At 70.1% G+C, this 23,752-nt stretch carries 24 protein-coding genes; 7 read left to right on the top strand and 17 right to left on the bottom strand.

Annotation, left to right across the window (positions count from 1 at the left end; genetic code table 11):
• Positions 1–125: 125 nt before the first annotated feature.
• The 5 genes from ftsH to dacB all read right to left on the bottom strand — a co-directional run bounded on the left by ftsH (position 126) and on the right by dacB (position 7,174).
• Positions 126–2,165, bottom strand: a complete 2,040-nt coding sequence (gene ftsH / locus ACWGJ5_RS29660; RefSeq protein WP_453312713.1) for an ATP-dependent zinc metalloprotease FtsH — start codon at positions 2,163–2,165, stop codon at positions 126–128.
• 215 nt (positions 2,166–2,380) lie between these two features.
• Complete coding sequence (hpt, locus tag ACWGJ5_RS29665; RefSeq protein WP_030177349.1) at positions 2,381–2,941, bottom strand: hypoxanthine phosphoribosyltransferase; 561 nt, start codon at positions 2,939–2,941, stop codon at positions 2,381–2,383.
• A gap of 90 nt (positions 2,942–3,031) precedes the next feature.
• A complete protein-coding gene (gene tilS, locus ACWGJ5_RS29670) occupies positions 3,032–4,135 on the bottom strand; it encodes a tRNA lysidine(34) synthetase TilS (RefSeq protein ID WP_453312714.1) in 1,104 nt (367 codons plus the stop codon).
• Positions 4,136–4,326: 191 nt separating this feature from the next.
• Positions 4,327–5,460 (bottom strand): zinc-dependent metalloprotease, encoded by a 1,134-nt coding sequence (locus ACWGJ5_RS29675; protein ID WP_453312715.1) that lies wholly within the window; start codon positions 5,458–5,460, stop codon positions 4,327–4,329.
• Positions 5,461–5,548: 88 nt separating this feature from the next.
• Positions 5,549–7,174, bottom strand: coding sequence for a D-alanyl-D-alanine carboxypeptidase/D-alanyl-D-alanine endopeptidase (dacB, locus tag ACWGJ5_RS29680; protein WP_453312716.1), 1,626 nt, complete (start codon positions 7,172–7,174; stop codon positions 5,549–5,551).
• Positions 7,175–7,253: 79 nt separating this feature from the next.
• Here dacB and ACWGJ5_RS29685 point away from each other — a divergent pair, with 79 nt between their 5' ends.
• The gene (locus ACWGJ5_RS29685; protein WP_030734045.1) at positions 7,254–7,745 is read left to right on the top strand and encodes an inorganic diphosphatase; all 492 of its coding nucleotides are present in this window, start codon (positions 7,254–7,256) and stop codon (positions 7,743–7,745) included.
• A gap of 135 nt (positions 7,746–7,880) precedes the next feature.
• On the top strand, positions 7,881–9,536 hold the full coding sequence (locus tag ACWGJ5_RS29690; RefSeq protein WP_453312717.1) for a threonine/serine ThrE exporter family protein: 1,656 nt from the start codon (positions 7,881–7,883) through the stop codon (positions 9,534–9,536).
• A gap of 10 nt (positions 9,537–9,546) precedes the next feature.
• On the opposite strand, the gene ACWGJ5_RS29695 is transcribed toward ACWGJ5_RS29690, so the two are convergent.
• On the bottom strand, positions 9,547–10,458 hold the full coding sequence (locus ACWGJ5_RS29695; RefSeq protein ID WP_453312718.1) for a DedA family protein: 912 nt from the start codon (positions 10,456–10,458) through the stop codon (positions 9,547–9,549).
• A 149-nt stretch (positions 10,459–10,607) separates the two neighbouring features.
• On the opposite strand from ACWGJ5_RS29695, the gene ACWGJ5_RS29700 reads away from it, so the two are divergent.
• Positions 10,608–10,973, top strand: a complete 366-nt coding sequence (locus ACWGJ5_RS29700; protein ID WP_228624213.1) for a YbjQ family protein — start codon at positions 10,608–10,610, stop codon at positions 10,971–10,973.
• A gap of 27 nt (positions 10,974–11,000) precedes the next feature.
• Here ACWGJ5_RS29700 and ACWGJ5_RS29705 read toward each other — a convergent pair whose 3' ends face one another.
• On the bottom strand, positions 11,001–11,768 hold the full coding sequence (locus ACWGJ5_RS29705) for a MerR family transcriptional regulator (RefSeq protein WP_453312719.1): 768 nt from the start codon (positions 11,766–11,768) through the stop codon (positions 11,001–11,003).
• A 113-nt stretch (positions 11,769–11,881) separates the two neighbouring features.
• Between ACWGJ5_RS29705 and ACWGJ5_RS29710 the strand changes: the two genes are divergently transcribed.
• Positions 11,882–13,168 carry an ion channel protein gene (locus ACWGJ5_RS29710; protein ID WP_453312720.1) on the top strand — a complete coding sequence of 429 codons (1,287 nt, stop codon included), beginning with the start codon at positions 11,882–11,884 and terminating at the stop codon, positions 13,166–13,168.
• 30 nt (positions 13,169–13,198) lie between these two features.
• Positions 13,199–14,608: a glutamate decarboxylase gene (locus ACWGJ5_RS29715; protein WP_453312721.1), complete on the top strand. Its 1,410-nt coding sequence runs from the start codon at positions 13,199–13,201 to the stop codon at positions 14,606–14,608.
• Between the two features lie 15 nt (positions 14,609–14,623).
• Here the strand turns inward: ACWGJ5_RS29715 and ACWGJ5_RS29720 are convergent, their stop codons facing one another.
• From ACWGJ5_RS29720 to ACWGJ5_RS29745, 6 genes are all read right to left on the bottom strand, one after another.
• Positions 14,624–15,385, bottom strand: a complete 762-nt coding sequence (locus ACWGJ5_RS29720) for an ABC transporter permease (protein WP_453312722.1) — start codon at positions 15,383–15,385, stop codon at positions 14,624–14,626.
• Positions 15,382–16,335 (bottom strand): ATP-binding cassette domain-containing protein, encoded by a 954-nt coding sequence (locus ACWGJ5_RS29725; protein ID WP_453312723.1) that lies wholly within the window; start codon positions 16,333–16,335, stop codon positions 15,382–15,384. The genes ACWGJ5_RS29720 and ACWGJ5_RS29725 overlap by 4 nt, the downstream gene beginning before the upstream one ends.
• A gap of 72 nt (positions 16,336–16,407) precedes the next feature.
• A complete protein-coding gene (locus ACWGJ5_RS29730; RefSeq protein ID WP_453312724.1) occupies positions 16,408–17,049 on the bottom strand; it encodes a PadR family transcriptional regulator in 642 nt (213 codons plus the stop codon).
• Positions 17,050–17,088: 39 nt separating this feature from the next.
• Positions 17,089–17,637: a DinB family protein gene (locus tag ACWGJ5_RS29735; RefSeq protein WP_453312725.1), complete on the bottom strand. Its 549-nt coding sequence runs from the start codon at positions 17,635–17,637 to the stop codon at positions 17,089–17,091.
• A 130-nt stretch (positions 17,638–17,767) separates the two neighbouring features.
• Positions 17,768–19,228, bottom strand: coding sequence for an aldehyde dehydrogenase family protein (locus tag ACWGJ5_RS29740; RefSeq protein WP_453312726.1), 1,461 nt, complete (start codon positions 19,226–19,228; stop codon positions 17,768–17,770).
• A 124-nt stretch (positions 19,229–19,352) separates the two neighbouring features.
• The gene (locus ACWGJ5_RS29745) at positions 19,353–20,177 is read right to left on the bottom strand and encodes a helix-turn-helix domain-containing protein (protein ID WP_453312801.1); all 825 of its coding nucleotides are present in this window, start codon (positions 20,175–20,177) and stop codon (positions 19,353–19,355) included.
• A 344-nt stretch (positions 20,178–20,521) separates the two neighbouring features.
• Here ACWGJ5_RS29745 and ACWGJ5_RS29750 point away from each other — a divergent pair, with 344 nt between their 5' ends.
• A complete protein-coding gene (locus ACWGJ5_RS29750; RefSeq protein ID WP_453312727.1) occupies positions 20,522–21,052 on the top strand; it encodes an ATP-binding protein in 531 nt (176 codons plus the stop codon).
• 115 nt (positions 21,053–21,167) lie between these two features.
• Here the strand turns inward: ACWGJ5_RS29750 and ACWGJ5_RS29755 are convergent, their stop codons facing one another.
• The 4 genes from ACWGJ5_RS29755 to ACWGJ5_RS29770 form a co-directional block, all read right to left on the bottom strand.
• Positions 21,168–21,437, bottom strand: a complete 270-nt coding sequence (locus ACWGJ5_RS29755) for a DUF397 domain-containing protein (protein WP_228624203.1) — start codon at positions 21,435–21,437, stop codon at positions 21,168–21,170.
• A gap of 169 nt (positions 21,438–21,606) precedes the next feature.
• Positions 21,607–22,086 carry an SRPBCC family protein gene (locus tag ACWGJ5_RS29760; protein ID WP_453312728.1) on the bottom strand — a complete coding sequence of 160 codons (480 nt, stop codon included), beginning with the start codon at positions 22,084–22,086 and terminating at the stop codon, positions 21,607–21,609.
• The gene (locus tag ACWGJ5_RS29765) at positions 22,083–22,439 is read right to left on the bottom strand and encodes an ArsR/SmtB family transcription factor (RefSeq protein WP_142218641.1); all 357 of its coding nucleotides are present in this window, start codon (positions 22,437–22,439) and stop codon (positions 22,083–22,085) included. Before ACWGJ5_RS29765 ends, ACWGJ5_RS29760 begins: the two co-directional genes overlap by 4 nt.
• Before the next feature lie 7 nt (positions 22,440–22,446).
• Positions 22,447–22,821, bottom strand: a complete 375-nt coding sequence (locus ACWGJ5_RS29770; RefSeq protein WP_453312729.1) for a VOC family protein — start codon at positions 22,819–22,821, stop codon at positions 22,447–22,449.
• 223 nt (positions 22,822–23,044) lie between these two features.
• Here ACWGJ5_RS29770 and ACWGJ5_RS29775 point away from each other — a divergent pair, with 223 nt between their 5' ends.
• Entirely contained in the window at positions 23,045–23,545 is a 501-nt protein-coding gene (locus tag ACWGJ5_RS29775; RefSeq protein ID WP_453312730.1) for a hypothetical protein, read from the top strand.
• Positions 23,546–23,752: the final 207 nt, after the last annotated feature.

Here is a 23,752-nt window from a genome sequence, read left to right on the forward strand (position 1 = left end):
TCGTTCCTGTACCTCTATCGCGTGGCGGCGGCCACGCGTCTGGCTGCGGACATACGAACGCCGCGCCCCCAGGCTAAAACCTGGTGGGCGCGGCGTTCATTCCAGGCCGGTTGGCCGAAACGCGGTCAGCTCTCCGGACGGTCCTCCGGGGTCTGGTCCGTCACCGGGGCCGACTCCGTGGCGGTGGACTTGACCGTGCTGATCGCCGCCGTCGCGCCGTTCGCACCGTTGGTCAGTGCCAGCTCCTTCGGGGAGAGCACCGGCGGGCGGGTGGACGGGGTACGACGCGAGGAGCCGGTCCACGCGGGCCGCGGCGGGCGCTTGACGATCGGGGCGAAGATCTCGGCGATCTCCTCCTTGCCCAGGGTCTCCTTCTCCAGCAGGTGAAGGACGAGCTGGTCGAGCACGTCGCGGTTCTCGACCAGGATCTCCCAGGCCTCGTTGTGCGCGTTCTCGATGAGCTTCTTGACCTCTTCGTCGACCAGCGCGGCGACCTCTTCCGAGTAGTCGCGCTGGTGAGCCATCTCACGGCCCAGGAACGGCTCGCTGTTGTCGCCGCCGAACTTGATGGCGCCGAGCCGCTCCGTCATGCCGTACTGCGTGACCATCGCGCGGGCCAGGTTGGTGGCCTTCTCGATGTCGTTCGCGGCACCGGTGGTCGGGTCGTGGAAGACCAGTTCCTCCGCCGCGCGGCCGCCCAGCATGTAGCCGAGCTGGTCGAGCATCTCGTTGCGCGTGGTCGAGTACTTGTCCTCGTCGGGCAGGACCATCGTGTAACCGAGGGCGCGGCCGCGGGACAGGATCGTGATCTTGTGGACCGGGTCGGAGTTCGGCGAGGCCGCCGCGACCAGGGCGTGACCGCCCTCGTGGTACGCGGTGATCTTCTTCTCCTTGTCCGACATGATCCTGGTCCGCTTCTGCGGGCCCGCGACCACGCGGTCGATCGCCTCGTCCAGCGCTCTGTTGTCGATCAGCTTCTGGTCGCCTCGGGCCGTCAGCAGCGCGGCCTCGTTGAGGACGTTCGCCAGGTCGGCACCGGTCATGCCGGGGGTGCGGCGGGCGACGGCGGCCAGGTCGACGTCGGGCGCGACCGGCTTGCCCTTCTGGTGCACCTTGAGGATCTCCAGGCGGCCCTGCAGGTCCGGCGGGTCGACCGCGATCTGACGGTCGAAGCGGCCGGGGCGGAGCAGTGCCGGGTCGAGGATGTCCGGGCGGTTCGTGGCGGCGATGAGGATCACACCGCCCTTGACGTCGAAGCCGTCCATCTCGACGAGGAGTTGGTTCAGGGTCTGCTCGCGCTCGTCGTGACCACCGCCGAGGCCGGCGCCGCGGTGGCGGCCGACCGCGTCGATCTCGTCGACGAAGACGATCGCCGGGGCGTTCGCCTTGGCCTGCTCGAACAGGTCACGGACTCGGGAGGCACCGACACCGACGAACATCTCGACGAAGTCGGAACCGGAGATCGAGTAGAAGGGCACGCCCGCCTCGCCGGCCACGGCACGGGCGAGGAGCGTCTTACCGGTACCGGGGCGGCCGTAGAGCAGCACACCCTTGGGGATCTTGGCGCCGACGGCCTGGAACTTGGCCGGCTCCTGCAGGAACTCCTTGATCTCGTGGAGCTCCTCGACGGCCTCGTCGCAGCCGGCGACGTCGGAGAAGGTCGTCTTCGGGGTGTCCTTGGTGATGAGCTTGGCCTTGGACTTGCCGAAGTTCATCACCCGGGAGCCACCGCCCTGCATCTGGTTCATCAGAAACAGGAAGACGACCACGATCAGAACGAAGGGCAGCAGGGAGAGCAGGACGCCGACGAACGGGTTCTGCTTGGACGGCGAGACCGTATAGCCGTCCGGGATCTGCTTGTCCTGGTACTTGGTCTGCAGCTGACCGGCGATGGTCACGCCCTGGTCGCCGATGTAGCTCGCCTGGATCTTCGAGCTGCCGTCGACCTTCTGGCCGTCCTTGAGGGTGACCTTGATGGTCTGCTCGTCGCCGGTGGTGAGCTTGGCCGACTGGACCCTGTTGTCAGTGATCGCCGCAACGACTTGGCCGGTGTCCACCGTCTTGTAGCCGCCGGACGAGCCGACGACCTGCATCAACACGACCACGGCAAGGACGGCCAGCACGATCCACATGACCGGCCCACGGAAGTATCGCTTCACGTCCATCCATACGGAGCGGTGCCGCCCCGTCCCTCCTGCCATAGTGAGTTTGATAAGACAGTTCTTCTGACGGTACCCCAGCGCAGTGGTCCGAAGCCGCACGAAGTCCGCTTCGAGGGCTGGGGAGCCCGTCTCTGCATGCTTCAACGGCCCGGAACCCGCCGGGGTTCCCGATCGTCCTACAAGGCTTGAGCCGAGTGGCTCACACCACCCGGTGCGGCTCAGCCGCCGTAGACGTGAGGCGCGAGCGTACCGACGAACGGCAGGTTCCGGTACTTCTCGGCGTAGTCGAGGCCGTAGCCGACGACGAACTCGTTGGGGATGTCGAAGCCGACCCACTCGACGTCGATGGCGACCTTGGCGGCATCCGGCTTGCGCAGCAGCGTGCACACCTTCAGGGAGGCGGGCTCGCGGGAGCCGAGGTTGTTGATCAGCCAGGACAGGGTCAGGCCGGAGTCGATGATGTCCTCGACGATCAGGACGTGCTTGCCCTTGATGTCGGTGTCGAGGTCCTTGAGGATCCGCACGACACCGGAGGACTGGGTGCCCGCGCCGTAGGAGGACACGGCCATCCAGTCCATGGTGACGGGGGTGGACAGCGCCCGGGCGAGGTCGGCCATGACCATCACCGCGCCCTTGAGGACGCCGACGATCAGCAGGTCCTTGTCCGCGTACTCCGCGTCGATCTTCGCGGCCAGCTCGGCCAGCTTCGCGTCGATCTCTTCCTTGGTGATGAGCACCTGCTGGAGGTCGGCACCCATGTCTTTCGCGTCCACCCGCATCACTTTCGGTCGTCCCGCACTTACGGCCGTAGGTCACGGCCACCGGCTGCCCGGACCGGCCGCCGGAGGGTCGCTCCGCGGGGCCTGGATTCAGCCTTGCCGAATCACCAGTCTGCCACCCTGCCGCTGGGCGACGACTTTGCCCGGGAGATTGATGGCTCCCTGGCCGCGCCAGCCGGTGATCAGGCGGTCGACTTCCTCGATGTGGCGGGCGAACAGCGAACCGGCCGGAGCGCCGGCCTCGATGGCGGCGCGGCGCAGGATGCGGCGGCGTACGGCGGGCGGGAGGGCGTACAGCTTGGCGCACTCCAGCAGGCCTGCGGCGTCGCGTACGGAGGCCTCGACCTGACTGGCCCAGGAGTCGAGGGCGTCGGCGTCGTCGCGGGAGAGCTGGGCGGTGCGGGCGAGCGCCTCCACGACGCCTTTGCCGAGGGCCTTCTCCAGGGCGGGCAGGCCTTCGTGCCGCAGCCGGGAGCGGGTGTAGGCCGGGTCGGCGTTGTGAGGATCGTCCCAGACGTGGAGGGACTGGACCATGCAGGCCTTGCGGGCGGTCTGCCGGTCGAGCGCCAGGAAGGGGCGCCGGTAACGGCCGCCGGCCCCCGAGACCGCGGCCATGCCGGACAGGGAGCGGATGCCGGAGCCGCGGGCGAGGCCGAGCAGGACGGTTTCGGCCTGGTCGTCGCGGGTGTGGCCGAGCAGGACGGCGGTGGCGCCGTGGCGTTCGGCGACGGCGTCGAGGGCGGCGTAGCGGGCGTCGCGGGCGGCGGCTTCGGGTCCGCCGTCGCGGCCTACGGTCACGGCGACGGACTCGACCGGGTCGAGGCCGAGTTCGCGCAGGCGCAGGACGACCTCGTCGGCGCGCAGGTCGGAGCCGGGCTGGAGGCCGTGGTCGACGGTGACGCCCCCGGCGCGGATGCCGAGCTTGGGCGCTTCGAAGGCGAGGGCGGAGGCGAGGGCCATGGAGTCGGCGCCGCCGGAGCACGCGACGAGCACGAGCGGGGAGGGGAGCCGCTCGGCTGTCCGGTCCGGGTGCGTGCCGGAGGCCTGCCGGCCGGGCTCGCCGGAGCTCTGCCGGCCGAGTTCGCGGTAGGGCTGTCGGCCCGGGCCGCCGGAGGTGTGGTGGTCGTCGAGGATGTCGTGGAGGACGCGGCGGACCGCCAGGCGTATCGCCGCGACCGCAGGATGGGGACCCATGTCCGGTTCCCTTCATGAAGTTTTCGGGGGGTGAACCCGAGTCGGTCACTCAGAGTGTGTAGATGGTGACAGAAGCGGGCGGTTCCCCGAGCATTGCACGCCTACGCATGGCTCACGGTCCCTCGGACGGGTGATTGGAGGGGCGTTCGCCTGCCGTCGGCCGGATTCATTGCACGACGTGTCCATGCCCGTCACGACTCGGCCTTGCGGTGCACCCGCGCGACCCAGTCCGCAGGTTTGGCGATCTCCGCCTTCGTGGGCAGGGTGTTGGGCGAGGTCCACACGCGGTTGAAGCCGTCGATGCCGACCTGTTCGACGACGGCCCGGACGAACCGTTCGCCGTCCCGGTACTGCCTCAGTTTGGCATCCAGACCCAGCAGCTTGCGCAGGGCGAGGTCGAGGCGGGAGGCGCCCTTGGCGCGGCGCTGCTGGAACTTCTCGCGGATCTCCGCCACGGTCGGTACGACACTGGGGCCGACGCCGTCCATGACGTAGTCGGCGTGACCCTCCAGCAGGGACATCACGGCGGTGAGGCGGGCGAGGATCTCGCGTTGGGCGGGGGTCTGCACCAGCTCCACGAAGGAACGGCCGCCGTCCTCCTCCTCGCCCTCGGGGCGGCCCCCGGCGAGGGACTGGGCGGCTTCCCTGATGCGCTCCAGGAAGGTCATCGGGTCGACGTCGGTCTCCGCCAAGAACGACTGGATTTCGCCCTCCAGGTGGTCGCGCAGCCAGGGCACGGCCGTGAACTGGGTGCGGTGGGTCTCCTCGTGCAGGCACACCCACAGCCGGAAGTCGTGTGGCTGGACGTCGAGTTCGCGCTCGACGTGGACGATGTTCGGCGCGACGAGGAGGAGCCGGCCGCCGCCGTTCTCGCCGGCCGGGAGGTCGCGGGTGGCGGGGGCGAAGGTCTCGTACTGGCCGAGGACGCGGGAGGACAGGAACGACAGCAGCATGCCGAGTTCCACGCCGGTGACCTTGCCGCCGACGGTGCCGAGGACCGTGCTGCCGGGGCTGCCGGCGCGCCGTTCCTGCATCTTCTCCAGCAGCGGCCTGAGGATCTCGCGGAAACCGGCGACGTTGGCGCGGACCCAGCCGGGGCGGTCGACCACCAGGACGGGCGTGTCGTGGACCTCGTCGATGCCCATACGAGTGAAGCCCCGGACGTGTTCCTCCGAGGCCTTGGCGTGCCGGCGCAGCTCCGCGACGACGGCGCGTGCCTCGTCGCGGCTGACGTCAGGGCCCGGTCGTACGAGCCGTGTCGCGGTCGCCACCGCGAGGTTCCAGTCGACCATCCCGGGAGATGCGGTGCCACCGAAGCCAGTCATGTCGTCAACCGTACGGGAACGTTCCCACCAGGGGCAGGCCATGAGGGTGGGCGGGGGCGGGGCGGCGGCGGGCGTCGCCCACGGCGGTTCATCCGCAGCCGCACCCCGCCAGTGCCGTGGCCGTCCTGTCCAGGGCCGACTCGGCCTCCAGGGGGTCCGTCGTGCCGGAGGCCATGAAGGCGAAGGCCAGCAGACGGCCGTCGGCGTCCACGACCGTGCCGGCGAGGGTGTTCACGCCGGTCAGGGTGCCGGTCTTGGCGCGTACGACGCCCGCCGCGCTGTCGGTGTAGCGGTCGGCCAGGGTGCCGGTGAAACCGGCCACGGGCAGGCCGGTGAGGACGGGGCGCAGGCCGGGGCGGCCGGGGTCGCCGGCCGTGACCAGGAGGGCGGTGAGGAGGTCGGCGGTGAGCCGGTCGTCGCGGTCGAGTCCGCTGCCGTCGTGGAAGGAGGCGCCGGACATCGGCAGGCCCAGCTTGGTCAGCCGGGCGGAGATCGCCTCTGCGCCGCCGTCGAAGCTGCCTGGTTCGCCGCTGGTGAGGGCGGTCTGGCGGGCCAGGGCCTCGGCGATGTCGTTGTCGCTGTTGGTCAGCATGCGCTCGACCACGTCGGACAGCGGGGGCGAGGAGACGGTGGCGAGGGTCTGCGCGCGCGTGCTGGCCTTGGAGGGGCCGGGGGACGTGGTGGTGATGCCGGCGTCCTTCAGGAAGCCCGCGAACTTGCCCGCCGCGTCCTTCGCCGGGTCGCTCACGCGGGGCGCCGGACCGCTGCTGGAGCCGTCGGTGCGGCCCTCGTCGGCGATCAGGGCGCTGACCGGCGCGAGGTTGTCGTTGACGCCGATGGGGTGCAGGGCGGGGCCGGAGTACAGGGTCGTGTCGTAGGAGAGCGTGACCTTGCGGATGCCGCGCTTGTGGAGCGCCTTGGCGGTGTTCGCCGCCAGCTCGCGCAGGCCGGCCCAGCCTCCCCCGCTCTCGGCTTCGCTCGAACGGGAGGTGCCCCCAGCCTCCGCGCGGGCGGTGAGGGTGGGGTCGCCGCCGCCGACCAGGACGAGTTCGCCGGTGTCGGGTTCCAGGGCGGCACGGGTGGTGAACCGGTGGTCGGGGCCCAGGGCGGACAGGGCGGCCACGGCGGTGGCGATCTTGGTGGTTGAGGCGGGGGTGAGGGCCTTGCCGGCGTCGGTGCCGTACAGGCGCCTGCCGGTGGCCACGTCGACGACGGCGGCCGCGTGGGTGCCGCCCAGCGCGGAGGCGCCCAGGAGGGGCCTCAGGACGTCGGAGAGGGGTTTTCCACCCGGCGCGGCCTTCTTGGTGTCGACGGCGCTCGTCGCGCCGTCGAGGCCCATCAGGACGGGTCCGGCGCTCGGTGCGGGCCGGGGTGTCCCCGCCGTCGTACCGGACCGGCCGTGATCTGCGCCACCTGTCCGCTCCAGGGCGGCGGCCCGGTCCCGCTCGGCCGTACGCTGACCGTTGGCGTCCCAGGGGCCGGCCGTGGTCACCACACCGGCGGCCAGCAGCAGGCCGGCGGTGGCGGCGCCCGCGGTGTACTGCCAGGTCTGCACGGCCCGTGGCCGCGGCAGGTGCAGGAGGGCCCGCGTCAACCGCGCGACCCGCGGCCTCGCGGCCGCCCCGGCCCGCGCCAGACGCGGTCGTACGGCGTTCGCGATCCGCTCGACCCGCGGTCTCGCGGCCCGCCAAGGCCTCAGCTCTGGCACGACCACCAGCCCCTTTCGCGATCACACACCTGCGTGAGGGACACTTAATCACCAGAACTATGTGCTGATCATGGAGGAGCCACCGGTGGAGTTCGACGTCACGATCGAGATCCCGAAGGGTTCGCGCAACAAGTACGAGGTGGACCACGAGACCGGTCGGATCCGCCTGGACCGTCGTCTCTTCACCTCGACCGCCTACCCGACCGACTACGGCTTCGTCGAGAACACCCTCGGCGAGGACGGCGACCCGCTGGACGCGCTGGTCATCCTGGACGAGCCGACCTTCCCGGGCTGCCTGATCCGCTGCCGCGCGATCGGTATGTTCCGCATGACGGACGAGGCGGGCGGCGACGACAAGCTGCTGTGCGTTCCGGCCACCGACCCGCGCGTGGAGCACCTGCGCGACATCCACCACGTGTCGGAGTTCGACCGCCTGGAGATCCAGCACTTCTTCGAGGTGTACAAGGACCTGGAGCCCGGCAAGTCCGTCGAGGGCGCCAACTGGGTGGGCCGCACGGACGCCGAGACGGAGATCGAGCGGTCGTACAAGCGCTTCAAGGAGCAGGGCGGCCACTGAGCCCCCGTGTCTCTCGCTGACGGGCCGTACGCGCACGCGTGCGGCCCGTCGGTATTCACGCACGCGTACGGACCATCGGGGTACCTGTGCGCATACTGAGCCGTACGGAAGGTGTCGTTCAGGGAGCGGTGCGAGGTGTCGGAGGCGGAGGACCGCAAGCCCCGGTCGGACGAGGCGCGGTACGACCCGGAGATCACGTCCGAGTTCGCCATTCCGGAGGGCATCGAGGTCTCCGAGGGCGGTGGTGAGCCGGAGACCACCTCGGAGTTCGTCGTGCCGAAGGGCCTGGAGACGCCGCAGTCGCCTGGTGCCGAGCCGGAGGCGTCGGCGTTCAGCACGCCGAGCGTCTACGGCGCCAAGGAAGCCCCGGCGGCGTTCACCCCGGCCACCGGCGTTCCGCTGGTCAGCCTGGTCAAGGACGCGCCCTGGCAGGACCGGATGCGCACGATGCTGCGCATGCCGGTGGCCGAGCGGCCGGCGCCCGAGCCGGTGCAGCGGGTGGAGGAGGAGGGTCCGGCCGTCCCGCGCGTGCTGGACCTGACCCTGCGTATCGGCGAGCTGCTGCTGGCGGGCGGTGAGGGCGCGGAGGACGTGGAGGCCGCGATGTTCGCGGTGTGCCGCTCCTACGGTCTGGACCGCTGCGAGCCGAACGTCACCTTCACGCTGCTGTCGATCTCGCACCAGCCGTCGCTGGTGGAGGACCCGGTGACGGCCTCGCGGACGGTACGGCGGCGGGGCACCGACTACACCCGGCTCGCGGCCGTGTTCCGGCTGGTGGACGACCTGACCGACCCGGAGACCCATGTCTCGCTGGAGGAGGCCTACCGGCGGCTGGCGGAGATCCGCCGCAACCGGCACCCCTACCCCGGCTGGGCGCTGACCCTGGCCAGCGGGCTGCTGGCGGGTGCGGCGTCCGTGCTGGTCGGCGGTGACCTCATCGTGTTCTTCGCGGCGGCCGTCGGCGCGATGCTCGGCGACCGGCTGGCGTGGCTGTGCGCGGGGCGCGGGCTGCCGGAGTTCTACCAGTTCACGGTGGCCGCGATGCCTCCCGCGATGATCGGGGTGGCTTTCGCGCTGGCGCACCTCGATGTGAAGGCGTCCGCCGTCGTCACCGGTGGACTGTTCGCGCTGCTGCCCGGGCGGGCGCTGGTGGCGGGCGTGCAGGACGGTCTGACCGGCTTCTACATCACCGCGGCGGCCCGGCTGCTGGAGGTCCTGTACTTCTTCGTGGGCATCGTCGCCGGTGTGCTGGTCGTCCTGTACTTCGGGGTGAAGGTCGGCGGAAAGCTCAACCCGGACGCGGCGCTCGTCATCAACGAACGGCCGCTGATCCAGATCGCGGCCTCCATGCTGCTGTCGCTGACCTTCGCGGTGCTGCTCCAGCAGGAGCGGTCGACCGTGCTGTGGGTGGCCCTCAACGGGGGCGTGGCGTGGACGGTGTACGGCGCGATGCACTACGTCGCCGACATCTCGCCGGTGGCCTCCACGGCCGTGGCGGCGGGGCTGGTGGGCCTTTTCGGACAGCTGCTTTCGCGCTACCGGTTCGCGTCGGCGCTGCCCTATACGACGGCGGCGATCGGGCCGCTGCTGCCTGGCTCCGCCACGTATTTCGGGCTGCTGAACATGGCCCAGAACGAGGTGGACAAGGGGCTGGTGTCACTGGCCAACGCGGCGTCGCTGGCCATGGCCATCGCCATCGGGGTCAACCTGGGGTCGGAGGTCTTCCGGCTGTTCCTGCGGGTGGGGTCGCCCGGCAAGCGGCGGGCTGCCAAGCGGACCAGGGGGTTCTGAGCGGCCGCTTCTACTGCTGGCGGTAGTCGTACGGGTGCTGGTGCTGGTGCTGGTGCTGGTCGTACTGCTGCTGCGGGTACTGCTGCTGCGGGTACTGCTGCTGGTCGTAGCCCTGGTTCCAGTACTGCTCCTGCTGGTTCCAGTCCGGCTGCTGGGGCTGCTGGTACGGCTGCTGCTCGTACTGGTTGCCGTAGTGCTGCTCGTACGGCTGGTCCGGCTCGATGCGGCGCAGCTGGGTCGTCGAGGTGTCCATGGCCGGCGGAGCCGGGCGGGACGCCTCCGGTGCCGCCTGCGCGGCCTTCTTCTCCTTGCCGCGGGCCCGGAGGAACTCGATCGCGATCGGGACCACGGAGACGAGGACGATCAGGATGAGGATCGCCTCGATGTTGTTCTTGACGAAGCCGATGTTGCCGAGCCAGGAGCCGAGCAGGGTGACGCCCGCGCCCCACAGGGTGCCGCCGATGACGTTGAAGATCAGGAACGAGCGGTACCTCATGCCGCTGACGCCGGCGATGATCGGCGTGAACGTGCGCACGATCGGCACGAAGCGGGCCAGGACCAGGGACTTCGGGCCGTACTTCTCGAAGAACTCGTGCGCCTTGGTGACGTTCTCCTGCTTGAACAGGCGGGAGTCCGGGCGGTTGAACAGGGACGGGCCGACCTTCTTGCCGAACATGTAGCCCGCCTGGTCGCCGAGGATCGCGGCGAGGCAGATCAGGCCGATCGCGCCCCACAGCGGGAAGTCCAGCTGCTTCGAGGTGATCAGCAGGCCGCAGGTGAACAGCAGGGAGTCACCCGGCAGGAAGAAGCCGATGAGCAGGCCGGACTCGGCGAAGACGACGAGCAGCAGGCCCCAGATGCCGTAGGTGTCGAGCAGCTGGTTGGGATCGAGCCAGCTCGGGCCGAGGGCGAGTGTCATCACGGGTCCGGGCTCCTGAGGGGGTGAAGGCGGCTACGGCGGCTGGTCTTCGACGAAGTGCCGCACAAAGCTATCAACGTGGTGTGTCCGCCCCAGGTTCCACCGGTGTCTCCGGGATGCACTGTGGGATGACTGGGAGAAAGCTGTGACTCATGGGACTCGATGACTACGGCGGCGGCCAGGGGCCCCAGCCGGACGTGCTGGTCGTGACGACGAACGACGTGCCCGGATACCGGGTGCAGCAGGTGATCGGGGAGGTCTTCGGACTCACCGTGCGCTCCCGGCACCTCGGCAGCCAGATCGGCGCCGGACTGAAGTCGATGATCGGCGGCGAGCTGAAGGGACTCACCAAGACGCTCGTGCAGACCCGCAACCAGGCCATGGAGCGCCTGGTGGAGCAGGCACGCGCGCGTGGCGCCAATGCCGTGCTGGCGTTCCGGTTCGACGTGACCGAGGCCGCGGACGTGGGCACCGAGGTGTGCGCCTACGGCACGGCGGTGGTCCTGGCCCGGGAGTGAACCCGCGCACCCCCGGGCCGGGGGCGGTCAGGAGGTCCGACGGTCGGCGTTGGCGAGGATCGCGTCGCGCAGGTGCTCGGCGACACCGGGCCCCATGGCGTCGTAGTACGCCTTGAAGCGCTCGTCGGAGACGTACATCTGCCCGAAGCACCGGTGCATCTCGTACGGGACCTCGAAGAACCACCTGTTCATGTGCTGCCGGTGTTCCTCCGCCATGTCCATGGCCGCCTCGCCGGACGGCTGCTCGCCCGCGGCCACCAGGGCGGCGTACCGCTCCTGCCAGTCGTCGACCTCGGCCTTGATCCGCTTCCAGTCCTCCTTGGTGTAGCGCGCGGCGCGCCGCTGGGACTCGGCCCAGGCCTCGGTGCTGCCCCAGCGCCGCTCCGCCTCCTCGGTGTACTCCTCGTTGAAGGGGTCCTTGTCCCCGAACACCTCGAACCGCTCCTCCGGGGTGAGGTTGATGCCCATCTTGCGTGCCTCCATGGCGTGCTCCACGGCCGCGGCCATCTTCTGGAGCTTCTCGATCCGGGCGGTCAGCAGTTCGTGCTGGCGGCGCAGGTGCGCGCGCGGGTCCGCGTCCGGGTCGTCGAGCAGGACCGCGACCTCCTCGAGCGGGAAGCCGAGCTCCCGGTAGAACAGGATCTGCTGGAGCCGGTCGAGGTCGGCGTCGGTGTAGCGCCGGTGGCCGGCGTGGGTGCGCCCGCCGGGCACCAGCAGGCCGATCTCGTCGTAGTGGTGCAGGGTGCGCACCGTGACACCGGCGAACCCCGCGACCTGTCCCACGGAGTAGCTCACTTTTCCGCTCCTTCGGTCGGTACGCCGTCCACGCTGAGGCCTCACGTCACGTGAGGTGCAAGCCGGATTTTCTTCGGGATGTTGCGTGCGTTTTGTCCGTTTATGGTGAGCCCGTGGCCCAGGAGACCGCGCAGCAGGCGCCGACGACCGCTCACACGGCCCCGGCACGGGCTCTGCTGCCGCTCATCCTGCCCGCCGCGGCCGTGGGCATCGTGGCCAGCCTGGTCTACGTCGGCGTGAGCGTGGCGGCGGAGCAGCTCCAGCGCGTGCTGTGGGGGCCCGTTCCGGACGCGCTCGGGGTGGGCCGGTACTCGGTGCTGTGGATGTTCGTGATGCTCGTGGCGACCGGAATCGCCGTCGGGCTCGTGGTCTGGAAGGTCCCCGGCCACGCCGGTCCCGACCCGGCCACGCTGGGCCTGGACGCCCCGGTGCTGCCGCCCCTCGTGCTGCCGGGTCTGGTGCTGGCGACCGGCCTGATGCTGGCCGGCGGTCCGAGCCTCGGCCCGGAGAACCCGATCATCGCCGTGAACGTGGGTCTCGCTGCCTGGCTCGGCGGGCGCTTTCTGCCCCGGACGCCGGGCGCCCTGTGGCCGACGCTGGCCGAGGCAGCGACGATCGGCGCGCTGTTCGGTACGCCGGTGGCGGCCGCGCTGGTCATCTCCGAGGCCATGGCCGGACGGCCGATGCGGGGCCGGCTGTGGGACAACGTGTTCGCCCCGCTGACCGCCGGCGCGTTCGGGGCCCTGACGACCACCCTGGTCTTCCATCCGACCTTCGAGCTGGGGCTGCCGCCCCTGGGGCACCCGCACTGGGACGACCTCTTGGCGGCGCTCGTGATCGCCTCGGGGGCAGCGATGCTCGGCATGTGCGCCGTGTACGCCTTCCCGTACGTCCACAGGGCCTTCCGGCGGCTGCGGCATCCCATGCTGATGCTTCCGGCCGGCGGGGTCGCCCTGGGCGCACTCGCGGCCGTGGGCGGGCATCTGACGCTCTTCAAGGGGCTGGCCGAGATCGCGGAGCTGGCGCACGACCCGGAGGGCTGGTCGGCCGGGCAGTTCGCCACGATGGCCGTCGTGAAGCTGGCCGCGCTGCTCGTCGCCGCGGCCTGCGGCTTCCGGGGCGGCCGTATCTTCCCGGCCGTGTTCGTCGGCACCGCCCTGGGCCTGTGCGCCCACGCGCTCGTTCCGGCCGTGCCCCCGGCGCTCGGCGTGGCGACGGGCGTCCTGGGCATCCTTCTGGCGATCACCCGGCAGGGCTGGGTGAGTCTGTTCACCGCTGCCGTCCTGGTCGCGTCGCCCACCATCCTCGCCGTGCTGTGCATCGCCTCACTGCCGGCCTGGCTGCTGGTCACCGGACGACCGCAGATGCAACTGCGGGACGACAGCACCCCGATCCGCTGAATCGCTGAAGCATTGACTGGAGGCACGTTCATGGCCCTGCACAAAGGCCCCGAGAAGCAGCACCAGCAGCGAGTGATGTCCGTCAACCCGTTCTACGGGGAGGCCAATCCGGTCGGCGGCATGGCCGAGGCCCCGCCGACACACCGGCTCCCGGACGCGCCGCTGGCCCCGTCCACGGCGTACCAGCTGGTGCACGACGAGCTGATGCTGGACGGCAATTCCCGGCTGAACCTCGCCACGTTCGTCACCACCTGGATGGAGCCGCAGGCCGGGGTGCTGATGGCGGAGTGCCGGGACAAGAACATGATCGACAAGGACGAGTACCCGCGCACCGCCGAGCTGGAGCGGCGCTGTGTGGCGATGCTCGCCGACCTGTGGAACGCGCCGGATCCCGCTGCCGCGGTGGGCTGTTCGACGACCGGGTCGAGCGAGGCCTGCATGCTCGCCGGGATGGCGCTCAAGCGACGGTGGGCCAAGCGCAACGCCGACCGGTACCCGGGCGCCCGCCCCAACCTGGTGATGGGCATCAACGTCCAGGTGTGCTGGGAGAAGTTCTGCAACTTCTGGGAGGTGGAGGCCCGGCTCGTGCCCATGGAGGGCGACCGCTTCCACCTGGACCCGCAGGCCGCCGTCGAGCTGTGCGACGAGAACACCATCGGTGTCGTCGGCATTCTCGGCTCGACGTTCGACGGCTCCTACGAGCCGGTCGCGGACCTGTGCGCAGCGCTGGACGCCCTCCAGGAGCGCACCGGGCTGGACGTCCCGGTGCACGTGGACGGCGCGTCCGGCGCCATGGTGGCGCCCTTCCTGGACCCGGACCTGGAGTGGGACTTCCGCGTCCCGCGCGTGGCTTCCATCAACACCTCCGGGCACAAGTACGGGCTCGTGTACCCGGGCGTCGGCTGGGCACTGTGGCGGGACACGGAGGCGCTGCCCGAGGACCTGGTCTTCCGGGTCAACTACCTGGGCGGCGACATGCCCACCTTCGCGCTGAACTTCTCCCGGCCCGGCGCGCAGGTGGTCGCGCAGTACTACAGCTTCCTGCGCCTGGGCCGCGAGGGGTACCGCGCGGTGCAGCAGTCGACGCGGGACGTGGCGACCTCGCTGGCGGACGGGATCGCCGAGCTCGGCGACTTCCGGCTGCTCACACGCGGCGACCAGCTGCCGGTGTTCGCACTGACCACGGCCGACGACGTCACGTCGTACGACGTCTTCGACGTCTCCCGGCGGCTGCGCGAGGGCGGCTGGCTGGTGCCCGCGTACACCTTCCCGGCGAACCGGGAGGACCTGTCCGTGCTGCGGGTCGTGTGCCGCAACGGCTTCTCCCGCGATCTGGCCGACCTGTTCCTGGACGACCTGACCCGGCTGCTGCCCGAACTGCGCCGGCAGCCGCATCCGCTGACCCGGGACAAGGAGGCGGCCACCGGTTTCCACCACTGACGCAAGCGGTGCGCCCTACCGGCCCAGGCGCGCGAACCTCCGTACCGCCAGCGGGAAGAAGACCGCCAGCAGGGCGAGGGGCCAGAGCACGGCCGGCCAGATGTGGCCCGGTTCGCCGCCGGGGCTGCCCAGGAGGTCGCGTACGGCCGTCGCCGTCTGGGACAGGGGGTTCCACTGCACGGCCGTGCCGAGCCACTGCGGCATGGAGTCGCGGGCGGCGATGGCGTTGGACAGGAAGCCGACCGGCCAGACGAGGATCTGTACGGCCTGGACCAGCTCCGGGCGGCCGGCGACCAGGGCGAGATGAATGCCGGTCCAGAGCATGGCGAAGCGGAACAGCAGGAGCAGGCCGGCAGCGGCCAGGAAGGCCCCGGGGCCGCCGTGGGCCCGCCAGCCGAGCGCGTACGCCACCACTGCCGTCAGCGCCAGGGCGGCCGCCGACTGGAGCATGTCGGCGGCCGAACGGCCCACCAGGACGGCCCCGTCCGCCATGGGCAGCGAGCGGAACCGGTCGATGACGCCCTTGGTGAGGTCCCGGGTGACCGCGAGCATGGTGCCCTCCAGGCCGAAGGCCATGGTGAGCGCGAGCATGCCGGGCACCAGGTAGTCGACGTAGTGACCGTGCACGCCCCGGCCGCCGCCGATCAGGTAGCCGAACATCAGCAGAAGCATCACCGGGAAGACCAGCGCGACCAGCAACTGCCCGGGCTGCCGGGCCCAGTGGGCGAGTTCGCGCCGGGTCATGGTCCAGCAGTCCGTGAGTGCGCGGGTGGTCATGCGGCCGCCTCCGTCGTACGGCCGTCCGGTCCCGTGAGGTGCAGGAAGACCTCGTCCAGGGTGGGACGGCGCAGGGCGATGTCCTCGGCCTCGATCCCGGCCTGCTCCAGCGCTCGTACGGCCGCCGAGAGCGCGGCCGTGCGGTCGGTGACCGGGATGCTGAGCAGCCGGCGGTCGGCGTCCACCGAAGCCCCGGGAAGGGGCAGCCGGGCGACGGCGGCGCCGAGTCGCCCGGCGTCGCGCAGGACGATGTCGATGCGGTCGCCGCCGGTGAGGGTCTTCAGCTCGTCGGGGGTGCCGCCGGCGACGACCCGCCCGTGGTCCACGAAGGCGATGCGGTCGGCGAGCAGGTCGGCCTCCTCCAGGTACTGGGTGGTGAGCAGGACCGTCGTCCCGGCGCCTGCCAGGGAGCGCACGGCGGACCAGACCTCTGCGCGACCGCGCGGGTCGAGGCCGGTGGTGGGTTCGTCGAGGAACAGCACCTCGGGGTCGGTGATCAGGGAGGCGGCGAGGTCGAGGCGGCGGCGCATACCGCCGCTGTAGCGGGAGACCGGCGTGCGGCCGGTGCCGGTGAGGTCGAAGCGCTCCAGGAGTTCGGCGGCGCGCACGCGCGCGTGGCGGGCGCCGAGGTGGTGCAGCCGGGCGAACATCTCCAGGTTCTGCCGGCCGTCCAACTGCTCGTCCAGGGCGGCGTACTGGCCCAGCAGACCGATGCGGCGGCGGACGGCACGGGGCTTGGTCGTCACGTCGTGTCCGGCGACCTCGATGCGGCCGCCGTCGGGCCTGAGGAGGGTGGACAGGATGCGGACCAGGGTGGTCTTGCCCGCGCCGTTCGGGCCGAGCACGGCATGCACGGTGCCGCGGCCGACGTGCAGGTGGAGCCCGTTCAGGGCGGGTCGGGTGCCGTAGGTCTTGTGTGCGTCCTCGACGGTGATCACCGCTTCGGTCATTGCACTCCCTCGCTAGTCAACTTTGACTACCAACTCAACGTTAACGCCGGCAGAGCGATTGGTCAAACTTGATTAGCGGTCGTCCTCCGGGTGCCGCTCCCCCGTCGCGTACGGGTTCTCCTGCCCTTCGGTCAGCACGCCGACGAACGGCTCGCCTTCACCGGCGAAGGTGTAGGCGCCGGCCTCCAGACGGTCGATGAGCCCCTGGGTCCAGGCCGCGTCGGCGTCGGCCGTGTGGATCCAGAGGTTCATGATCTCGCCGATGTGGCCGAGCTGTCCGGGGCCGGCCTCGGGGATGTAGTGCTCGGTCACGGCGGACCGCCACTGCTCGATCCGCCGGATCCGCTCCCGGAGCAGCTCCAACGCCTCGGCCCGGGACAACTCGACCAGGAAGCCGACGGCCGCCGACTGGATGTCCATCTTCTGGTCGTAGGCGACCAGGGACTCGCGCAGCAGCCGGAAGAACTCGTCCTCGCCCCAGTCCGTGATCTCGTACTCCACCCGTGGCGGACCGCCGGCCGTGGACGGCGCGATCTCGTGCGCGTGCAGCAGCCCCTGCTTGGCCATCTGCTTCAGCGCGTGGTAGATCGAACCGGGCTTGGCGTTGGACCACTCGTGCGCGCCCCAGTACTCCAGGTCGCCCCGCACCTGGTAGCCGTGGGCCCGCCCGTGCTGGCGGACCGCGCCCAGCACGAGAAGACGGATCGCTGACATGCGGTCCAGGTTATTGCCGTACGGCTGCCCGCCCCGCGGTCACCCCCAGGAGCCGCCCTGCTCCTCGGCCACCAGCTCGAAGGCCGTTCTGCCGTCCAGGGACTCGCGGATGATGTCGGCGTGGCCGGCGTGCCGGGCCGTCTCGCGGATCAGGTGCAGACACAGCCAGCGCAGCGAGACCCGTCCCTCCGGCGGGAACCAGGGGTCCGGCGGCAGCGGGAAGGTGTCGTCCAGGCTCGGCACGGAACGGATGAACTTCTCCGTCTCCGCGGCGACCTGCTCCCAGTACGCCAGTTGCGAGGCGACCGTCTCCTCGCCGACCAGCTGGAAGCTCTCGTGCCAGTTCGACTCGTCGCGCGTGACGGCCGCAGGCTCCTGCTTGGCCCGTGCGATCCAGATCTGCTCCACCTCGGCGACATGCTTGAGCAGGCCGCCGAGCGACAGCTGGCTGGCGCTGGGGCGGGAGCGGGCCTGCTCCTCGGTCAGCCCGAGCAGGGCCCGGCGGATCCCGCCGCGCTGCTCCTCGACGAACGCGAGCAGCGCCCCGCGCTCGTCGCCCTGTGTCTCCGCCGGTACGTGCCTGACCATGGCCGGCCGCCTCTCCTCGCCGTCGCCGGGGCCGTCCGCCCCCTGACACCGATGACGCTACGGGCCATTGCGGTCAGCTGCTGTCCGCAATGGCCCGCCGGTCACAGAAAGGCGGGCCAGAAAAAGTGGGCTAGAACGGGAAGCCGCTGCGGCCGTGCTGGACCGAGATCCACTTGACGGTCGTGAACGCCTCCATCGTCGTCTCGCCGTTGAGACGGCCGATGCCGGAGTGCTTCTCGCCGCCGAACGGCACGATCGGCTCGTCGTGGACCGTGCCGTCGTTCACATGGAACATGCCGGTGTCGATCTGCTTGGCGAAGGCGACACCCCGCTCGATGTCACCCGTGTGGACGGCGCCGCTGAGGCCGTACGGGGTGTCGTTGACGATGCGCAGCGCCTCCTCCTCGCCGTCGAACGGGATGAGGAAGGCGACCGGGCCGAACACCTCCTGCTGGAGCAGCGCGGAGTCGGCGGGGACGTCGGTGAGCACGCTCGGCTCGACCAGGTTGCCGGAGGTGGTTCCGTGGACGAGGGCGGTGGCGCCCTCGGCGATCGCCTGCTCGACGGCGCCGGAGATCGCGTTCGCCTGCTGGGAGTTGATCACCGGGCCGATGACGGTCTGCGGGTCGCGCGGGTCTCCGACCTTCAGCGACTTCACCTTGGCGACGAACTTCTCGGTGAACTGCTCGGCGACGGAAGCGTCCACGAGGACGCGGTTGGCGGCCATGCAGACCTGGCCCTGGTGGACGAACCGGCTGAAGACCGCCGCGTCCACGGCGTAGTCGATGTCGGCGTCGTCCAGGACCACCAGCGCGCTGTTGCCGCCCAGTTCGAGCACCGAGCGCTTGAAGTTCGCGGCGCAGACCGTGGCCACGTGCCGGCCGACCTTGTCGGAGCCGGTGAAGGAGATGACCTTCGGGACCGGGTGCTCGATGAACGCGTCGCCTATCTCGGCGATGTCGGTGACGACGACGTTGAGCAGGCCGCCGGGCAGTCCGGCGTCCTCGAAGAGCTTCGCGATCAGGGTGCCGCCGGCGATCGGGGTGTTCTGGTGCGGCTTGAGGACGACGGCGTTGCCGAGCGCGAGCGCCGGGGCGACCGACTTGATCGACAGCAGGAAGGGGAAGTTGAAGGGGCTGATCACGCCCACGACGCCGACCGGCACCCGGTAGACGCGGTTCTCCTTGCCGTCGGCCGGGGAGGGCAGGATCTTGCCCTCGGGGCGCAGCGCCAGGTGGATCGACTCGCGCAGGAACTCCTTGGCGAGGTGCAGCTCGAAACCGGCCTTCACGCGCGTGCCGCCGAGTTCCGCGGTGATCAGGTCGGCTATCTCCTGCTCACGGTCCTCTATGAGCCGAAGCACCCGCTCGAAGACGGCGCGGCGGGCGTAGGGGTTGGTCACGGCCCACTTCTTCTGGGCACGTGCGGCGGCCCGGTAGGCCTGGTCGACCTCGTCCACCGTGGCCACCGTGATCGAGGCCAGCTTCTCGTCGTCGTAGGGGTTGAAGTCGATGACGTCCCAGGAACCGCTGCCCGGTCGCCATTCTCCGTCGATGTACTGCTGGGCCAGGTCGCTGAAGTAGGACGACATGTGATCCCTCAATCACTAGCGGAGCCAGATCCTGGTCACGGTCTGATCGCACGTCATCGTACTTGTGTTTCAAGCGAGTTGAAGGTGGTCCACAGGACAGCTGAATCCCAGGACCAGCCGGACCTCAGGACAGCTGGAGCAGGCCCCGCAGCACGTCCCGGCTCTCGTCGGGACCCGGGCTGTCCTGCTGCAGTTCCTTCAGCGCCTGCTCGTACTGGGCGACGTCCTCGCGCTTGTCGAGGTAGAGGGCGCTGGTCAGCTGCTCCATGTAGACGACGTCGGACAGATCGGCGTCGGGGAAGCTGAGGATGGTGAAGGCGCCGCTCTCGCCGGAGTGCCCGCCGAAGCCGAACGGCATGACCTGCAGCCGCACGTTGGGCCGTTCGGAGATCTCGATCAGGTGCTGGAGCTGACCGCGCATCACGTCGCGGCTGCCATAGGGGCGGCGCAGGGCGGCCTCGTCGAGGACGATGTGGAACTCGGGGGCACGGTGCGCGAGCAGGTGCTTCTGCCGTTCCAGACGCAGGGCGATCCGGCGCTCCACGTCGGCGGGGCTCGCGCCCTTCATGCCGCGCTGGACCACCGCGCGCGCGTAGTCCTCGGTCTGGAGCAGGCCGTGGACGAACTGCACCTCGTAGACGCGGATGAGGGACGCGGCGCCCTCCAGGCCCACATAGGTGGGGAACCAGGTGGGAAGGACGTCGGTGTAACTGTGCCACCATCCGGCCACGTTGGCCTCGCGCGCGAGGGAGAGCAGCGATTCGCGCTCCGCGTCGTCCGTGATGCCGTACAGCGTCAGCAGGTCTTCCACGTCTCTGGTCTTGAAGCTCACCCGGCCCAGCTCCATCCGGCTGATCTTCGACTCGGAGGCGCGGATGGAGTACCCCGCCGCCTCGCGCGTGATGCCGCGCGCTTCCCGCAGTCGCCTGAGTTGCGAGCCGAGCAGCATCCGCCGCACCACCGATCCGGGCTCTCCCGCGCTCACGTTCGCCAGCCTCCCCAACCGTCTCCAGGGCCCGCAGTCTGCCACTAAAACACTTCGAGCAGTACTCGTCCGGTTACGGAAACGGAAAGAGGCAGGCCGTTTCCGCCTGCGTGTGACCGGGAAGAGGTCAGGACCTCTGGCGACAACCGCTGGAAGATGGCGGAAAAAATGGCCAAGAAGCGGTACGGGAAGGGCCATTTCGGTCGCGTGCACGTGCATCTGCCCTTGCATCTGCTCTGCGCATCCGAAACCATGGTGCCGCGCCACCGCTGCATCGCAACGACCGCGAATTCCCGGGAGTGCCTCGCATGGGAACGAATGGATCGACCATGCTCAAGCCGTTACGGCAGGGCCTTCCGCCGCTGGACCCCGCAGCCGTGTCCGATGCCGCCTCCTGCGCCCTGCCCACCCGTTACGAGGCGGTGCGCGAGGCGAGGCGCTTCACCCGCGACACCCTCGACAAGTGGGACGTCGGCGACCGCTTCGACGACATATGTCTCGTCGTGTCCGAACTCGTCACCAACGCCCTGCGCCACGCCTGCCCACTCCCGGCTGCGCTCGAGCGGGGGGACCACCACCCGTCCGACCAAGGGTGCGCCGAGCACCAGCCCGCGGTACGGCTGCACCTGATGCGCTGGACCGAGCGGCTGGTGTGCGCGGTGCGCGACCCGAGCCACGAGTCCCCGACGCCGCGCGACTCGGACGACTTCTCCGCCGAGTCCGGGCGCGGGCTGTTCCTGGTCGACTCCTTCGCCGACAGCTGGGGCTGGCACCCGCTCGCGGGCACGCTCGAGGGCAAGGTGGTCTGGGCGCTGTTCCGGCTCCAGTCGGCCGGCTGACGCGGTACGGCACCGACGACGCGCGGTTTCTACGCGCGTCGCGCCGTGTCCACGGTCCGGTCCGACATCGTTGCCACAGGCCCACCCGGGGCGCCGCCCGCCGTCCTTCGCGCTCTCAGCTCACTATCAGGTGGTCGAACTCGCCGTCCTTGACGCCGAGGAGCAGGGCCTCGATCTCCGCGCGCGTGTAGACGAGCGCGGGGCCGTCCGGGAAACGCGAGTTGCGTACGGCGACGTCGCCGCCGGGCAGCCGCGCGAACTCCACGCAGGAACCCTGTGAGTTACTGTGCCTGCTCTTCTGCCAGGCCACTCCGTCCAACTGCGCGGCAGCCATGCCGTTGTACACGTCGTACCCCCCGTACACGCCGTCAACGTCGCGGTCCACAGGTCGCTCCCCGGTGGTGCACTGGCTGTGTGGCCATAGATGCTGTGGTCAACTGACCCGGATCATAACCCTGTTCACATGCAGATGCATGAGCAAATGCACGTGCACGGGGGGTGTTCCCACGATTACAGCTTTGACGTTCGCTTTACCCACCCGGGAGACCGCTGCGTCAGCCAAGCTGTTGCAGCGCCTGCCCCAGAGCAGGCAGGACATGCCCCCGCCAACCCCCGTCCATGATCTTGCGTGCCATCAGCTGAGCCGGATCGTCCGGATCGAAACCTTCGTGCACCAGGAAAAGACGCGTACCGCGCCCTTCCTGTTCCAGGGTCCAGGTGATGGTCCAGTCCGCGGGGTTGGCCGGATCGGCGTCGGCCCAGCGGACGGACAGCATCCGCTCGACGTCGTAGGCCAGCACCCGCACCTCCACGACCCCGGAGAAGCGGGCGTTGGGACGCGGGACGGAGGTCATCCGGTACCGGTGACCGACCTCCAGGCGGAAGCCCTCGGCGCCGGGCATCTGCCACCGGGCGAGCAGGCCGGGGTCGGTCAGGGCGCGCCAGACCTTGGCGGGCGGGTGCGGGAAGAACTGGTCGACGCGGATGGTGGTCAGGTCGTCCGCGTCCTGGTCATTGCCGGGTTCGGTACTCATGGCTGGTCATCGTCGGGCAAGCGGTCGAGCAGGTCACCGAGGCCCTTCAGCCGGTCGCGCCAGAACCGCTCGTACGGGTGGAGCCAGTCCTGCACCTCGGCGAGGGGAGCCGCCTCGAGGCGGTAGATGCGCTGCCGTCCGGAGCGCTGTTCGGAGACGAGGCCGGCCTCCCGGAGCACCTTGAGGTGTTCCGAGAGGCTCGGGCGGCGCATGTCGAAGTGGTCGGCGAGGGCCTGGACGGGCTGCGGTCCGCGCTCGCGCAGCAGCCGCAGCACCTCGCGGCGGGTGGCGTTGGCGAGCGCGGCGAAGACGCGGTCCTCGGCGGCGGTGCCCGTCCCGGTCCCAGTGCTCATGGTGCGCTCAGAAGCCTTCCTTCTCCGTCAGCAGCATCAGACCGTTGCCGTCGGGGTCCGTGAAGGAGGCCATGCGCCCCCACGGGTACTCCTCCGGGCCCCGCACCTCGGTGCCCGCCTCGGCGAGGCGCGCGCAGTCGGCGTCGACATCGGTCGTCACCAACATGATCCCCCGTGCCGAACCGGGCTCGAAACCACCCATGCCGGGCCCGGAGAGCGTGAAGACCGTCTGCGCACCCTTCGGCGCGACCTGGAGCCAGCGCCCGGGCTGCATCTGCAGATCGGCGGTGACCTCGAAGCCGAGAACGTCCCGGTAGAAGCGCAGGGCGCGGTCCTGGTCGGTGACGGGGAGGGTGACGAAGGAGGCGTGAGTGATGTTCATGGGTACGACAATAGGTAGGTGATTCCCTACCAGTCAAGTGTAGGAAATCCCCTACCTATGCGTGATGGTCAGCTTCACAACGGATTCCTGTGCGGCGTCCGGAAATCCGGTCGGTCACTGCTGGTAGCTTGCTGCGGGCCGTCCGGCCGAGGACGGCCCGCCGCTACAGCTTGGGAGCTTTCCGGTGACTACTGCGACTGGTGCGACTGGTGCTGCGACTGCGATGACTGCCAGGGTGCGGACCGCGGTCGTGGCAGCCGGCCTGGCGGGCGCGCTCGCGGCGCTGACCGCGTGCAGCGGGGGCGGGAGCGGGGGCGACAAGACCGCCGCCACGACGAAGCCGAGCGCGACCGCGTCGGCCTCCGCCTCGGCCTCCTCATCGGCCGCCGGAGCGGTGGCCGGGGCCTCCGGCAAGCTCCAGGGCAGCTGGATCACCACGAGCGGCGGCAAGATCGTGGCCCTGGTGATCACCGGCAAGAAGGCCGGGCTCTTCGTGACCGGACGGAAGGCCTGGTGCCAGGGCGCCGCGGGCGAGGAGTCCGGGATGCAGATGATCCATCTGACCTGCCCCGACGGCAACAAGGACCGAGCCACCGGCATGGTCGACTCGGTGGACGCCAAGGGCATGACGGTGAGCTGGTCGGGCAAGACCGGCAAGGAGACGTACACCAAGGCGGAGGGCGGCACACTGCCCTCGGCCCTGCCGACCAAGCTGAAGCAGTGAGTTGACGTTGTGCGGCTCTACGGCTGTGCAATTGGAGCGGCGTGGTGGGACAGGTCGGCGAAGCCGGGCGTTGACGCGGTGCGTTGACGCGGTGTGCTGACGCGATGACGGTTGCGGGCCGGAGTGACAGGCGCGGGTCCTGGGTGACAGGTGCGGGAGGTACGGGTCCGGTGGGAAGTGCCACCTGAAGCGGTGATTCCGCTGGGG

The organism is Streptomyces sp. NPDC054783 (genome assembly GCF_053611725.1).

Coding starts and splice junctions, on each gene's coding strand:
- ftsH (WP_453312713.1), bottom strand. CDS start 2,165: ATGGACGTGAAGCGATACTTCCGTGGGCCGGTCATGTGGATCGTGCTG.
- hpt (WP_030177349.1), bottom strand. CDS start 2,941: ATGCGGGTGGACGCGAAAGACATGGGTGCCGACCTCCAGCAGGTGCTC.
- tilS (WP_453312714.1), bottom strand. CDS start 4,135: ATGGGTCCCCATCCTGCGGTCGCGGCGATACGCCTGGCGGTCCGCCGC.
- ACWGJ5_RS29675 (WP_453312715.1), bottom strand. CDS start 5,460: ATGACTGGCTTCGGTGGCACCGCATCTCCCGGGATGGTCGACTGGAAC.
- ACWGJ5_RS29700 (WP_228624213.1), top strand. CDS start 10,608: ATGGGACTCGATGACTACGGCGGCGGCCAGGGGCCCCAGCCGGACGTG.
- ACWGJ5_RS29715 (WP_453312721.1), top strand. CDS start 13,199: ATGGCCCTGCACAAAGGCCCCGAGAAGCAGCACCAGCAGCGAGTGATG.
- ACWGJ5_RS29720 (WP_453312722.1), bottom strand. CDS start 15,385: ATGACCACCCGCGCACTCACGGACTGCTGGACCATGACCCGGCGCGAA.
- ACWGJ5_RS29725 (WP_453312723.1), bottom strand. CDS start 16,335: ATGACCGAAGCGGTGATCACCGTCGAGGACGCACACAAGACCTACGGC.
- ACWGJ5_RS29730 (WP_453312724.1), bottom strand. CDS start 17,049: ATGTCAGCGATCCGTCTTCTCGTGCTGGGCGCGGTCCGCCAGCACGGG.
- ACWGJ5_RS29735 (WP_453312725.1), bottom strand. CDS start 17,637: ATGGTCAGGCACGTACCGGCGGAGACACAGGGCGACGAGCGCGGGGCG.
- ACWGJ5_RS29740 (WP_453312726.1), bottom strand. CDS start 19,228: ATGTCGTCCTACTTCAGCGACCTGGCCCAGCAGTACATCGACGGAGAA.
- ACWGJ5_RS29745 (WP_453312801.1), bottom strand. CDS start 20,177: ATGCTGCTCGGCTCGCAACTCAGGCGACTGCGGGAAGCGCGCGGCATC.
- ACWGJ5_RS29750 (WP_453312727.1), top strand. CDS start 20,522: ATGGGAACGAATGGATCGACCATGCTCAAGCCGTTACGGCAGGGCCTT.
- ACWGJ5_RS29760 (WP_453312728.1), bottom strand. CDS start 22,086: ATGAGTACCGAACCCGGCAATGACCAGGACGCGGACGACCTGACCACC.
- ACWGJ5_RS29765 (WP_142218641.1), bottom strand. CDS start 22,439: ATGAGCACTGGGACCGGGACGGGCACCGCCGCCGAGGACCGCGTCTTC.
- ACWGJ5_RS29770 (WP_453312729.1), bottom strand. CDS start 22,821: ATGAACATCACTCACGCCTCCTTCGTCACCCTCCCCGTCACCGACCAG.
- ACWGJ5_RS29775 (WP_453312730.1), top strand. CDS start 23,045: ATGACTGCCAGGGTGCGGACCGCGGTCGTGGCAGCCGGCCTGGCGGGC.